We start from the raw sequence: 13,374 nt of genomic DNA on the forward strand, positions 1-13,374 counted from the left end.
CCTCGCTACTGTTCGAGGACGCCGTAGGTCGAGTCGAGGTAGTCCACGATCCAGTCGACGGTGTCGGGGTCGTAGGTCCAGAAGCCGTAGAACTCGCGGTCGCCGCGTTCCTCCGCGAGGAGGGCGCACTTGCTCTCGTCGGCGCCGTTCCCGTCGAAGACGACGAACCACGACCGCTCGATCTCGTCGGCGCGCTCGATGTGGAGGGTGAAGCCCTCGTGGTTCGGCGGGTCCTCGTCGGGGGCGGCGTAGGCGTGGACGTCGAGGTTCTTCGAGGCGAGGCGTTCGTAGACGGGCAACTCCCCGCGGAGCGTCGAGAGGTACTGGAAGCCGGCGTGGAGCTGTCCCTCGCCGACGCGCCAGGCGCGGTCCTCGATCTCCCGGGAGGCGGAAACCATCTGGTCGATTCCCCAAGACGTGAACATCGTCTCGTCGAGGTGATCGAGGATCGGACGGTAGGGGCTCTGCTCGACGCCGAGCATCGAGTCGTCGTTGACGATTTCCGCGAAGTCAGCGATCCCGGTCGCCGTCAGCACGTCGCCGTTCTCGCTGAGCGTGACGAACTTGCCGGGCTTTCCGCTCGGCGTCGTCTCGGTCGCGACGGTGACGTTCCGGTCCGCGAAATACTCGCGGAACTCCTCGGCGACGGCATCGTCGGCGTTGAACACCGTGAGCCGCTTTTCGTGTTCCTCGACACCAGCAATGAGCTCCGAAAGGGTCATCCGCTCACTAGCAATCGAAGCTCCGTCACTATAGCCCTTGCGTGCCCTCGCTCCTCGCCCCCGCTCGTTCCGAACCCTCTCGACACCCAGAAACCACTGCCGAGTTTCCGGTGAACGTTCGTGATAAAGTGTCAGGAACATCACTATTAATGTATGTGAACGTGTCGCAAACCCTTTTTGTTCTGGGGGTCGTTTCTCCGTTACGGCGGCCGCGTTCGGCCGGTGATCTACCATGACAGACAGGGAACTGATGTGGCGCATCGCGGGCGGTTCCGGCGACGGGATCGACTCCACGAGCCAGAACTTCGCCAAGGCACTGATGCGCTCGGGACTGCACGTATTCACTCACAGACACTATCCGTCGCGGATACGCGGCGGGCACACCTACGTCGAGGTCCGGGCCGACGAGGACCCGGTCCGCTCGCGGGGGAACGGCTACAACTTCCTGCTCGCGCTCGGTGACAGCTTCGCCCGGAACCCACAGGAGGGAGCCTACTACGGCAACGAGGAGGTCAAACCCCTGTCCGAGAACCTCGACGAACTCAACGAGGGCGGGGTCATCGTCTACGACGAGGGCCTCGTCGACACCGACGAAGTGGAGAACTTCGAGGAGCGCGTCGAGGAGAACGACTGGCACGTCTACCCGCTGGACCTCCGCGGCCTCGCCCGCGAGCACGGCCGCGAGGTCATGCGTAACACCGCCGGCGTCGGCGCGACCTGTGCCCTGCTCGATATCGACCTCTCGTACATCGAGGAACTGATGGCGGAGGCGATGTCCGACGAAATTCTCGAAGCCAACCTCGAAATCCTGGAGATAGCCCACGACGACGTGAAAGAGAACTACGAGTTCACCCACGACCTCCGGGCGCCGACGGGCGAGCACGACGACCAGCAGGTGTTGCTGTCCGGGTCGAACGCCATCGCCTACGGCGCCATCGACGAGGGCTGTCGGTTCATCTCGGGCTACCCGATGACCCCCTGGACGGACGTGTTCACCATCATGTCCCAGCGGCTCCCGGAGATCGGCGGCATCTCCGAGCAGGTCGAAGACGAGATCGCCGCCGCTGCGCTCGCGCTCGGAGCCTCACACATGGGCGTCAAGGCCATGTCCGGCTCCTCGGGCGGCGGGTTCGCGCTGATGTCCGAACCGCTCGGGCTGGCGGAGATGACCGAGACGCCAATCGTCCTCGTCGAGGCGATGCGGGCCGGCCCCTCGACCGGGATGCCGACCAAACCCGAGCAGGCGGACCTCGAACACGTCCTCTACACGAGTCAGGGCGACTCCTCGCGGGTCGTGTTCGCCCCCGCCAACGTCCGGGAGTGTTACGACCAGATCCGCCAGGCCTTCCGGCTCGCCTACGAGTACCACATCCCTGCCATCCTCGTCTACGACCAGAAGCTCCAGGGCGAACTCCGCAACGTCGACGATTCCTTCTTCGACCGGGAACCCAACGGCGACCCCGGGGCGACGCTGACCGAAGACGAGATCGCCGAGGCCGCTCACCACGCCTCCGGGAAGTTCGAGCGGTTCGACTACGACGCCGAGACGGTGAGTCCGCGCTCGGTGCCCGGCCAGGCCGGCGGCCGCTTCCTCGCGACCGGCAACGAACACAACGAGGTCGGCCACATCAGCGAGGACCCCGAGAACCGTGTCCGACAGATGGACCGCCGGCTCCGCAAGCTCGACCACATCCGCGAGGAACTGGACGCGGCCGACGACTCCCATCAGACGATCTACGGCGACGAATCCGCACCCGTCGGCATCCTCACCTGGGGGAGCCAGCAGGACACCGTCTTCGAGGCTGTCGACGAACTCCAGTCCCGGGGCCACGCGGTGAAGGCGATGGGCGTCAGCGACCTCGCGCCCTTCCCCGAGCAGGAGGTCACGGACTTCCTCGAATCCGTCGACGAGTGTCTCGTCGTGGAAATGAACGCGACCGCACAGTTCCGCGGACTGGTCCAGAAGGAACTCGGCCGCTTCGGGCCGAAACTGACCAGTCTGCTGAAGTACAACGGCGAACCCTTCGAGCCGGTGGAGGTGGCCGACGGGTTCGACTCCGCCATCGACGGCGATTCGGAGGCGCCGGATGGCACGAAGTTCGTCCCCGCAGCAGGTGATTGATATGAGCACGTTCAGCGCAATCGACGACGACCGCGAGATCGACCGCGAGGAGTTCACACCCGGTATCGAACCCCAGGCGACGTGGTGCCCCGGCTGTGGCGACTTCGGCGTCCTCAAGGCCCTGAAACAGGCCATGCCCGAGGTCGGCCGGACGCCCGACGAGACGCTGCTGGTCACCGGGATCGGCTGTTCCGGCAAGCTCTCCTCCTATTTCGAGAGCTACGGCTTCCACACCATCCACGGGCGGGCACTGCCCGTCGCGCGGGCCGCCAAACTCGCCAACCCCGGCGTGGAGGTCATCGCCGCCGGCGGCGACGGCGACGGCTACGGCATCGGCGGCAACCACTTCATCCACACGGCCCGGGAGAACCACGACATGACCTACATCGTGTTCAACAACGAGATCTTCGGGTTGACGAAGGGGCAGACCTCCCCGACCAGCCCGAAGGGCCACAAGTCAAAGACCCAGCCACACGGCTCGGCCAAGGACCCCATCCGGCCGCTCTCGCTGGCGCTGACCGCCGGCGCGTCCTACGTCGCCCGGACCGCCGCAGTCAACCCCAACCAGGCCAAGGAAATCCTGACGGAGGCCATCCAGCACGACGGGTTCGCCCACGTCGACTTCCTCACGCAGTGTCCCACCTGGAACAAGGACGCGAAACAGTACGTCCCCTACATCGACGTGCAGGACTCCGACGACTACGAGTTCGACCACACCGACCGCGCGGAGGCCGGGAAGATGATGTACGAGGTCGAGTCGAAGCTCTACGAGGGTGAAGTGCTGACCGGCCGGTTCTACGTCGACGAGGAGCGACTCTCGTACGGCGACGAGAAACACGCCGTCGGTGAGATGCCCGACGAGCCGCTCGCCGAACGGTACTTCGAGGAGGACGCCGAGTGGGAGCGGTCCTACGATCTGATGGAGTACCACCGCTAACGCGGCCGGTCAGCGATCTATCCCGACTGTTTTCGGGTTCGGAAGATATTTTTTCACGGATGCAAAACATACCAGTATGGCCGCTGAATCGACGGAGGATCGCATTCTCTCGGTGCTGGAGGAGGATGCGAAAGCCTCGTACGCAGAGATCGCGGAGCGGGCCGACGTATCGAAGCCCACGGTGCGGAAGTACATCCAGAAACTGGAGGACGAGGGCGTCATCGTCGGCTACTCCGCCGACGTCGATCCCAAAAAGCTCGCCTCGAAGTCCATCGCCATGGTCGGGCTGGACGTCGAGAGCGAGAAGTACGTCGAGGTGACGAACCAGCTCAAGGACATCGACGAGGTCGAGGCGCTGTACACCTCCAGCGGCGACCACATGCTCATGGCCGAGGTCCACGCCAGCGACGGCGACGAACTCGGCGCCGTCATCAACGACAGAATCCTCTCTATCGACGGTATCCCGGCCGCACACCCCTCGTTTCTCCAGGAGCGGCTCAAGTAACAGGCTGTAGTCCTCCGTCGGCCCCGTCGCGGCACCTCCGCTGCTGCCGAGCGCGCGCACGCTCGCCGGCCCCTTTCGTTCTGCATCAGCGACACTTTGATGCTTGACAAGGAGAGTATTACGAATAGCAAGGTAAAGAATATGGATCGATCGACAGTCTCGGCCCGCTGGAACGCGGTCTTCAGGGGTCTCGCGGCCGAACCACGCCGCGAGATCGTCCTGGCGCTGTCGAACGCTGGGTGCGACCAGGCAGTGCAACTGCCGGCGGCGGCGATCCCGCCCGATGGGGTGATTGACCGCGAACAGCTCCGTATCAGTCTCCACCACACGCACCTCCCGATGCTTTCGGACAACGGCTACGTCGAGTGGTCGACCGAGCCGTTCGTCGCGGAGCGTGGCCCGGCGTTCCCGGAGGTCCAGTCGGTACTGGAGGCAGTCATCGCAGACGCCGGCCGGCTCCCGGACGCGCTGGTCGAGGGCGACGGACGACTGGAGAGGTCGGTCGAGAGCGGGTAGCCCTCGCGGGAACGTCGAACCCGTCCGAGCGCGGGCGTGTCACGACCGGTCAGTGGGGCTTATGAGGCTCGGCCCGGGAAGGAACGGTATGCACTCCCGGCTGGTCGTCGGCTGTGGGTCGGTCGGGCACACGCTGGTCGACCGGCTCGGGGAGCGGCCAGGTGACCTCCTCGTTCTCGAACGCGACAGGCGTCGTGTCGAACGGTTCCGCGAGGAAGGGGTCGACGCCAAGCACGTCTCGACCGTCGACGTGGGAACTGTCGGGAGCCACGCGACGGCCGTCGACACGGCGGTCGCGGCGGCCGACGACCCCGCGGCGAATCTCGACGCGGCCCGGGCGCTCCGGGAGGCGTTCCCGGACGCGATGTTGCTGGTGTACGCGGGGTTCGACGCCGACGCCGCGACCGTCGCGGAACTCGACCAGCTGGCGGACAGGCTCGTCGACCCGGAGGCGACGACGGCCGAGCGCCTGCTCGACCGGATCGGGAGCGGCGGGACGGGCCTCAGACAACTGCGCCGCATCCTCCGGGCGGTCGAGGAACCACTCGCTATCGTCGCCCACGACAACCCAGACCCGGACGCCATCGCGAGCGCGGTCGCGCTCCGCCAGCTCGCGGACGCCTTCGGCATCGCCAGCGAGGTCTGCTACTACGGGCGGATCACCCATCAGGAAAACCGCGCGTTCGTCAATCTACTGGGATTCGACCTGACGCGGTTCGACGACGACGCGGACCTGGGCGACTACGGCGCGTTCGCCCTGGTCGACCACTCACAGCCCGGCGTCAACAACCAACTGCCGGTCGACACCACCGTCGACATCGTCGTCGACCACCACCCGCCGCGTGCGCCCATCGACGCCCGGTTCGTCGACCTGCGCAGCGACGTCGGCGCGACGAGTACGCTCATGGCGGAGTACCTCCGGAAGTTCGACATCACGCCCACGGAAGCGGTCGCGACCGGCCTGCTTTTCGGCATCCGCGTGGACACCAACGACTTCACCCGGGAGACGTCGGTCGAGGACCTGGAGGCGGCGGCGTACCTGCTCCAGTGGGCCGACGTGAACGCGCTGGAACGGATCGAGTCACCGTCGATCAGCGGCGAGACGTTCGAAGTGATCGCGGCGGCGATCCGCAACCGCGAACAGCGCGGGTCGGTCGTGACGACCTACGTCGGCGAGGTGACCGACCGGGACGCACTCGCGCAGGCCGCCGATCGCCTGCTGGCGATGGAGGGGGTGTCGACGACGGTGGTCTACGGTGTGATGGAGGGGACCATCTACGTCTCCGGGCGCGCCAGAGGCACCGACCTCGACCTCGGCGAGACGCTCCGGGACGCCTTCGACCAGATCGGGAGCGCCGGCGGCCACGCCGACATGGCCGGCGCACAGATACAGATGGCGGACACGACGCTCGACCCCGAGGCGGCACGGGGCGCGACGACGGCCGAGGACGAGGCGAGCGACGCCGCGGATATCGAGACGCCGGTCGACGACCCGGAGGCGGACGGCGACTTACCGGTCGAGGGGGACGCATCGGGTGGCGTGTCCGAGGTGGACTTCGCGACCGAGATCGAGTCGTTCGTCAACGGACGGCTGTTCGAGGCGCTGGAGTCCCGCCCCCGCCGCGAGCGGGTCGGCCTGTACGCGAGCAGCGAGCCGCCGACGGACGAGACGGACTGGTAGCCGGTAGGGACGCGGCGGCCGAGCCCACGGACGGCGGGAGACGGCGGAACAGCGGGGGGTTTTTGGGCTCGGCAGTGCTCGTTTCGAACGATGGACGAGCAGGCGGACAAGCCGACCGTCAGGGACTACATGACTCGTGAGGTGGAGACGGTCTCCCCCGACGACACCGTCGGGGAGGTCGCACTCCGCATCGCCGAGAGCGACTCTCACAGCGGCTATCCGGTCACCGACGGCCGCCACGTCGAGGGGTTCGTCAGCGCTCGGGACCTCCTGCTCGCCGAGGACCACGACCTCATCTTCAAGGTGATGACGACGGACCTGCTGGTGGCCCATCCGGACATGAAACTGACCGACGTCGCGCGGGTCATCCTCCGGTCGGGCATCCAGCGGCTCCCGGTCGTCGACGACGCCGGCAACCTCGTCGGCATCATCTCCAACGCCGATGTGGTTCGGAGCCAGATCGAGCGCGCCACGCCCGGGAAGGTGGACAAACTGATCCGGACCCTCGAGAACATCCACGGGATCGAGGCCAGTGAGGACCGACGGGAGATCCCACTGGAAACACTCACTCCGACACAGAGTCGGGTCTACGCCGACGAACTCGAAGGGCGGACCTACGAACTGGAGCGTGGCCTCGCCGAACCGCTCGTGGTCATCGACAACGACGGCCAGTTCCTGCTGGCCGACGGCCACCACCGTGTCAAGGCTGCAGACGAACTCGGCATCCCGGAGATGGACGCCTACGTCATCGTCATCGACGAGCGCGTCGACCTCGGGATGGCGAAGACCGCCAAGAAGGAGGACCTCGATTCCATCGACGATATCGAGGTCGTCGACTACGCCCACCACCCGCTCGTCCAGACGACACAGCGACTCCAGGACGAGTGAGGCGTAGTTTTTTGCGCTCACGCGCCGCCCGTCCGTCGTGGGACACACTACCGACATCCACGTCGACTGGGGCGACACCGACGCCGGCGGGCTCATCTACTTCCCGCGTTTCTTCCACTTCGCCGTCGTCGGCCTGAACGACTACTTCGCGCCCGCGATGGACGGGCACCTCATGGAGTCGCTGCGCCGGGACGGCTTCGTCCTCCCCGCCGTCGACGCCAGCGGCTCCTTCGAGTCGCCCCTCCGTGCGGGCGAGCGGGCGGTCGTCGAAACCGAAGTGACCGACCTCGGCGAGGCGTCGCTCACCGTTACCTTCGAGGTGTTCCGAACCGGCAGCGATGGCTCCACCGACGAGCGGGCGGCGACGCTGTCGGTGACGTTCGTCCTCGTCGACGGGGACTTCGAGGCGACGCCGCTCCCCGAGTCGGTCCGCGAGTGCGTCGTGGAGCGCGGCGACGGTGCGGCCGCTGGCGGGGCGTGAGTACGCAAAAACGCGGTGTGGTGACGTCCTGCCTACCCCTGACCGACCATCCGGTCTTCGTCTTCCCAGTACTGCTCGCGGAGCTCGTACTTCTGGACCTTGCCGGTGGCCGTCTCCGGGAGGTCCTCGTGGAACTCGACGCTGGTCGGGGCTTTGTAGCTCGCGAGTCGCTCTTTCACGAACTCGATGATCTCCTCCTCCGAGGTGCCGGGGCTGTCGGGGTCGCCGTTCCGCGGGACGACGACGGCCTTGGGCGTCTCGCCCCATTCGTCGCTGGGGACGGGGATGACGGCGGCTTTCAGCACCTCGTCGTGGTCGTAGAGCACGTCCTCGACCTCGATTGAGGAGATGTTCTCCCCGCCGGAGATGATGATGTCCTTCTTGCGGTCCTGGATCGAGATCATCCCGTGCTCGTCGATGGTCGCGAGGTCGCCGGTGTGGAAGTAGCCCTCGATCTTCTCGTTGAACGCCTCGTGGGTGATGTCGGGCTTGTTGAGGTAGCGGTCCATCACCTGGTTGCCCTGGACGACGATCTCGCCGATCGTGGCCCCGTCGCGCTCGACCGGGTTGCCGTCCTCGTCGACGACCTTCACGTCGGTACACAGCGTCTCCGAGCCCTGATTGACCTTGATCTCCCGGCCCTCGGTGGCGAGACGGCGCGGGGAGTTGGAGGTGGTGATGATCGGCGCGGTCTCGGTGAGGCCGTAGATGTGGATGATGCGCCACCCGAACTCGTCCTCGACGGTCTCGATGGTGGCCGTCGCGGGGGCGGAGCCGGCGGTCGCGATGCGCACGTCGCGGTCGCCCGTGGTCTCGATGTTGTCGTGGCGTTCCTCGTACTCGATGAGGCGGTTGAGGACCGTCGGCGCGCCACACATGAAGGTCACGTCGTGGTCGCGGACCCGCTCCAGCGTGCCTTCGGGCTCGAAGGTGCGCTGGCAGATGTGGGTGCCGCCGGTACCCGTGATGGCGTAGGTGTGGCCCCAGCCGTTGCAGTGGAACATCGGCAGGGTCCAGAGGTACGTGTCGTCGTCCCGGATCTCCATGTGCTGGTTGAGCACCAGCGCGTGCCAGTGTTCGGTCCGGTGGGTACGGACGACGCCCTTCGGGTCGCCCGTGGTCCCGGAGGTGTAGTTGATGGAAGCGTCGTCGCCCTCGGAGATGTCGGGGATTTCGGGTGGCTCGGTGGGCTGTCCCTCCAGTATGCCGGCGTAGTCCTCCCAGTCACCGCTGATCTCGGCTGCCTTGTAGCCGATGTAGTGCTCGGCCGGCACCTCGTCGCGGACGGCCTCGACCTTGTGGGCGTAGTCGTAGTCTGCGATCAGCGTGTTCGCGTCGCAGTCGTTGAGGATGTACTCGTACTCGTCGGGGACCAGCCGGTAGTTCAGCGGCACGAACACGGCACCGAGCTTGTTCGTCGCGTACAGCGTCTCGATGAAGTAGTGGGTGTTCGGCGAGAGGAGGGCGACCTTGTCTCCCTGTCCGACACCGCGTTCGGCCAGCGCGTGAGCGAGCTGGTTGACGCGCTCTTCGACCTCCGCGTACGTGTACTCGGTGCCGTCGTGTGCGACGACGCCGGTCACGTCGTCGTAGAGGTCTACGGCTCTGTCGAGGAAATCCAGTGTTAGCATCTCACGCTTCATACGGGATCACAGTCGAAGTGATATTGCGCCACATGGCTTATTCGTTACCACTAGATATTGCAAACGCTCGCGTCTGACCGCCCGTGGGTCGGCGCTCACTCCCCGGGCCACTCCTCTGCCGCCAGCGGGTCGCCGTCGAGGAACGCCGCGATACCTTCGTTGGCGTCGGCGGTGGTACAGAGGCCGGCGAACGCCTCGTTCGAGTGGGCGAGCGCGTCGGGGTACTCCATCTCGACCATCTCGTAGAAGGCTTCCTTCCCGCGCTGGACGGCGACGGGACTCTTCTCCGCGATGGTCTCGGCCAGCTCCATCGCCGCCGCGACGTGGTCGCCCTCGTCGGCGACGCGGTTGAGCAGCCCCCACTCGTGGGCCGTCTCGGCGTCGATCAGCGAGCCCGTCAACAGCAGTTCGAGGACGCGCTTGCGAGTCATCGTCCCCATCAGCGGGACTGCCGGCCCCATGCAGAACAGGCCGACCTTCGGCGCAGTCGCGCCGAGTTGTGTTCCCTCGGCGGCCACCGCGAGGTCACAGGCGGCGACGAGTCCGATCCCGTTCGCGGCCGCGTGGCCGTGTGCAGCGGCGATCACGGGTGTCGACATCTCGGCGAGCGTCAGGAACGGCTCCTCCATGCGCGCGACCCACTCCTCGTACTCGTCCTCGGATTCGGCGCTGGCGTGTTCCGAGAGGTCGATACCGGCCGAGAAGGCGTCGCCAGCGCCGTCGACGACGATAGCGCGCACCGCGTCGTCGCCGTCGAAGGCACGGAGGGCGGCGTCGAGGTCGGTCGCCAGTCCCGTACTGAACGTGTTCATCGCTGCCGGCCGGTCGAGCGTGATCCGACCGATGTGTCCGTCGCGGCTCGTTTTCACGGCGTCGTACGTCTCGGTGTCCGTGCTGTCGACGTTCGAGGTCATACCCTGTGCTAAGCCGTCACCCGTATAAAAACTACGGCGCGTTCGAGAGGGAACCGACCCACACAACTATTGGGACTCGCTCCGAAGGCTACCGGGAATGTACGACGAGGACGACCTTTCGGACATCCGCGAATCGCGCGAGCGCTGGGCGGAGGAGACACTCGACCCCGCTCTCGACGCCCACGGCGAACGGAAGGACCGTTTCGCTACCGTCTCGAACCTCGAAGTCGACCGCCTGTACACCCCCGACGACGTTGCCGATATCGACCACGACGAGGACCTCGGCTTCCCCGGCGAGGAACCGTACACGCGCGGCCCGTACCCGACGATGTACCGCGGGCGCACCTGGACGATGCGCCAGTTCGCCGGCTTCGGGACCGCAGAAGAGACCAACGAGCGCTTCCACTACCTCACCGACGAGGGTCAGACCGGCCTCTCGACGGCCTTCGACATGCCCTCGCTGATGGGCATCGACTCCGATCACGCCATGGCCGACGGCGAGGTCGGGAAGGAGGGCGTCGCCGTCGACACGCTCCGGGACATGGAAATCCTCTTCGACGGCATCGACCTCGGGGAGGTCTCGACCTCCTTCACCATCAACCCGAGCGCGCCGGTCATCTACGCGATGTACATCGCACTGGCGGACCAGCAGGGTATCCCGCGCGACGAACTCCGCGGGACCATGCAAAACGACATGCTCAAGGAGTTCATCGCGCAGAAGGAGTGGGTCGTCCCGCCGGAGCCGTCGCTGGACATCGTCACCGACACCATCGAGTTCGCCGTCGAGGAGACGCCCGGAATCTACCCCGTCTCGGTCTCGGGGTATCACATCCGCGAGGCCGGTTCGACCGCGATCCAGGAACTGGCCTTCACGCTGGCCGACGGCTTCGCCTACGTCGAGGACGCGAAGGAACGCGGCCTCGACGTCGACGAGTTCGCTCCCCTGTTGAGCTTCTTTTTCAACTCCCACAACTCCATCTTCGAGGAGGTGGCGAAGTTCCGGGCCGGCCGGCGTATCTGGGCGCGGATCATGGACGAGTGGTACGGAGCAGACACGCCCGAATCCAAGCGCCTGAAGTTCCACACCCAGACCGCCGGGCAGTCGCTGACGGCCCAGCAGCCGATGAACAACATCGTCCGCGTCACCATCCAGGCCCTGGCGGGCGTCCTCGGCGGCACACAGAGCCTCCACACCAACTCCTTCGACGAGGCGATGGCCCTGCCCTCCGAGGAGGCGGTCCGGGTCGCGCTCCGCACCCAGCAGATCATCGCCGAGGAGTCCGGTGCGGCCGACATCGTCGACCCGCTGGGCGGGAGTTTCGCCGTCGAGGCCCTGACCGACAAGGTCGAGGCGGAGACGATGGCCTACATCGAGGAGATCAGGGAACTGGGCGACGGCTCGATGCGGGACGGTGTCCTCAAGGGCATCGCGGACGGCTACTTCCACCGCGAGATTCAGGACGCGGCCTACGAGTACCAGGAACGGATCGACGCCGAGGAGGAGATCATGGTCGGCGTCAACAAGTACTCCATCGAGGAGGACACCGACGTCGACCTCCTGCACGTCGACGAGGAGGTCCAGGAGCGCCAGCTCGACCGCCTCGCAGATGTCAAAGCAGAACGCGACGACGGTGCAGTGCAGGACGCGCTCGACGACATCGACGACGCCATCGAGAACGACGAGAACGTGATGCCGCCCATCATCGACGCGGTGAAAGCCTACGCGACGATGGGTGAGATCATGGGCGTCTTCGAGGAACACTACGGCTCCTACCAGGAGACGGTCGGTCTCGCCTGAAGCGGACTCGGTGGCGGCCCGGGCCGGCGGCCGGCCGCCACCCGGTCACACCGAGTCGGTGTCGTAGCGGTCGGCGACGTACCGCACGAGCAGGAGGAGCACGCCGAGCACGAACGCGATGGTGAGCACCCCGTACAGCGCCATCCCGAGGGGCGTCGGCGGGAGGTCGACGACGGCGAGGAACTTCGGGTCGAGGTTCTCGGGGCGGATGGTACCGATGACGAAGCCCATCACACCGGCGACGGCAACGATAGCCAGATAGACGACCAGTACCACCCGGTTCCCGCGCCGTGCGCGTGTGTCTGCCATCGCCGCCGATAGGTCCACGACGGGCATGAGCGTTTCCGTCTCGCCCGGCGGGGGATCACTCCGAGGGCTCGATTGACTCCGCGTCCGGTTTCGCCTCGACGGTCTCGGTGCCCCCCTCCGCGTCCGTCTCGGTCGCCTCGTCCGGCAGTCGCGGATAGACGGCGTCGGTCGGCTTGAACCGGTTTATCAAGTCCGCGCGCTCGCGCTTCGCGGCCTCCCAGTCGTCCTCAAGACAACCGATGATATGTCTGTCCACGTACTCCCCGTCGATGTAGTCGGCTTCCCTGAGGATCCCCTCACGCTCGAACCCCCAGGTCCCTACCAACCCGTCTGGGTCGGCGTTCTCGCCGGCGATCGACCATACCCGGTGACAGCGCATCGTCTCGAACAGCCAGTCGACGATCGGCAGCGGGATTTCCATGCCGTACTTCTGTCCCTGGTACTCGGGCATCAGGAAATTGCCGACCAGTGCACTCCCCGTTCGCTGGTCAATACGGCTCACTTCGACGACCCCGATGTACTCGTCGCCTCCCCGTTCGCGTGCCACGAACGCGTATGCGTCGTCACCCGCGAACATTTCACGAACATCAGCGCGTGTCATCGGTTCTCGTCCTTCGTCACTGTACGTATGGAAGACCCGCGGATCGTTCAGTGCGTCGGCCACGAACGCCGTCATCCCGTCGTCTTCGGGGTCCAACCCGTGCACCATCGTACGCATCGTTCGGAATCGAACACTCGACTCTTCCTTCCCCTCTCCATCTCCTTCCGTGCCATCTCTTACCATGAAAACGGAATCACACGTCTATTTTATTAATTTTATGTGTTAACAGAAGGAGAACATCGGGATCGTACTCGCCG

Annotated in this window: 13 protein-coding genes; 8 read left to right on the top strand and 5 right to left on the bottom strand. The window is 65.9% G+C overall.

Features of this window, described 5'->3' with window-relative positions; genetic code table 11:
* Window positions 1-5: 5 nt before the first annotated feature.
* Window positions 6-722, bottom strand: a complete 717-nt coding sequence (locus MUG96_RS07230; RefSeq protein WP_246987869.1) for a DICT sensory domain-containing protein — start codon at window positions 720-722, stop codon at window positions 6-8.
* A gap of 232 nt (window positions 723-954) precedes the next feature.
* Here MUG96_RS07230 and MUG96_RS07235 point away from each other — a divergent pair, with 232 nt between their 5' ends.
* The 7 genes from MUG96_RS07235 (at window position 955) to MUG96_RS07265 (ending at window position 7,852) form a co-directional block, all read left to right on the top strand.
* Window positions 955-2,844 carry a 2-oxoacid:acceptor oxidoreductase subunit alpha gene (locus tag MUG96_RS07235; protein ID WP_246987871.1) on the top strand — a complete coding sequence of 630 codons (1,890 nt, stop codon included), beginning with the start codon at window positions 955-957 and terminating at the stop codon, window positions 2,842-2,844.
* A 1-nt stretch (window position 2,845) separates the two neighbouring features.
* The gene (locus MUG96_RS07240) at window positions 2,846-3,781 is read left to right on the top strand and encodes a thiamine pyrophosphate-dependent enzyme (RefSeq protein WP_246987873.1); all 936 of its coding nucleotides are present in this window, start codon (window positions 2,846-2,848) and stop codon (window positions 3,779-3,781) included.
* Between the two features lie 76 nt (window positions 3,782-3,857).
* Window positions 3,858-4,286, top strand: coding sequence for an HTH-type transcriptional regulator LrpA1 (gene lrpA1, locus MUG96_RS07245; RefSeq protein ID WP_246987875.1), 429 nt, complete (start codon window positions 3,858-3,860; stop codon window positions 4,284-4,286).
* A gap of 141 nt (window positions 4,287-4,427) precedes the next feature.
* Complete coding sequence (locus MUG96_RS07250) at window positions 4,428-4,802, top strand: hypothetical protein (RefSeq protein ID WP_246987877.1); 375 nt, start codon at window positions 4,428-4,430, stop codon at window positions 4,800-4,802.
* An 88-nt stretch (window positions 4,803-4,890) separates the two neighbouring features.
* Complete coding sequence (locus tag MUG96_RS07255) at window positions 4,891-6,483, top strand: DHH family phosphoesterase (RefSeq protein ID WP_246987879.1); 1,593 nt, start codon at window positions 4,891-4,893, stop codon at window positions 6,481-6,483.
* A 90-nt stretch (window positions 6,484-6,573) separates the two neighbouring features.
* Window positions 6,574-7,371, top strand: a complete 798-nt coding sequence (locus MUG96_RS07260; protein WP_246987881.1) for a CBS pair associated ParBc domain-containing protein — start codon at window positions 6,574-6,576, stop codon at window positions 7,369-7,371.
* A 37-nt stretch (window positions 7,372-7,408) separates the two neighbouring features.
* Window positions 7,409-7,852 (top strand): acyl-CoA thioesterase, encoded by a 444-nt coding sequence (locus tag MUG96_RS07265; RefSeq protein ID WP_246987883.1) that lies wholly within the window; start codon window positions 7,409-7,411, stop codon window positions 7,850-7,852.
* Window positions 7,853-7,884: 32 nt separating this feature from the next.
* Here the strand turns inward: MUG96_RS07265 and MUG96_RS07270 are convergent, their stop codons facing one another.
* Together MUG96_RS07270 and MUG96_RS07275 are read right to left on the bottom strand one after the other, a co-directional pair.
* Window positions 7,885-9,495, bottom strand: coding sequence for a class I adenylate-forming enzyme family protein (locus MUG96_RS07270; RefSeq protein ID WP_246987885.1), 1,611 nt, complete (start codon window positions 9,493-9,495; stop codon window positions 7,885-7,887).
* A gap of 95 nt (window positions 9,496-9,590) precedes the next feature.
* Window positions 9,591-10,409 (bottom strand): enoyl-CoA hydratase/isomerase family protein, encoded by an 819-nt coding sequence (locus MUG96_RS07275; RefSeq protein ID WP_246987887.1) that lies wholly within the window; start codon window positions 10,407-10,409, stop codon window positions 9,591-9,593.
* Between the two features lie 97 nt (window positions 10,410-10,506).
* On the opposite strand from MUG96_RS07275, the gene MUG96_RS07280 reads away from it, so the two are divergent.
* Window positions 10,507-12,207, top strand: a complete 1,701-nt coding sequence (locus MUG96_RS07280; RefSeq protein ID WP_246987889.1) for a methylmalonyl-CoA mutase family protein — start codon at window positions 10,507-10,509, stop codon at window positions 12,205-12,207.
* A gap of 45 nt (window positions 12,208-12,252) precedes the next feature.
* Here the strand turns inward: MUG96_RS07280 and MUG96_RS07285 are convergent, their stop codons facing one another.
* Together MUG96_RS07285 and MUG96_RS07290 are read right to left on the bottom strand one after the other, a co-directional pair.
* A complete protein-coding gene (locus MUG96_RS07285) occupies window positions 12,253-12,516 on the bottom strand; it encodes a DUF7520 family protein (protein ID WP_246987891.1) in 264 nt (87 codons plus the stop codon).
* A gap of 55 nt (window positions 12,517-12,571) precedes the next feature.
* Window positions 12,572-13,225: a GNAT family N-acetyltransferase gene (locus MUG96_RS07290; RefSeq protein ID WP_246987893.1), complete on the bottom strand. Its 654-nt coding sequence runs from the start codon at window positions 13,223-13,225 to the stop codon at window positions 12,572-12,574.
* Window positions 13,226-13,374 lie beyond the last annotated feature (149 nt).

It is taken from the genome of Halorientalis marina, from assembly GCF_023028345.1.
In the GTDB taxonomy this organism is placed as follows: Archaea; Halobacteriota; Halobacteria; order Halobacteriales; family Haloarculaceae; genus Halorientalis; species Halorientalis marina.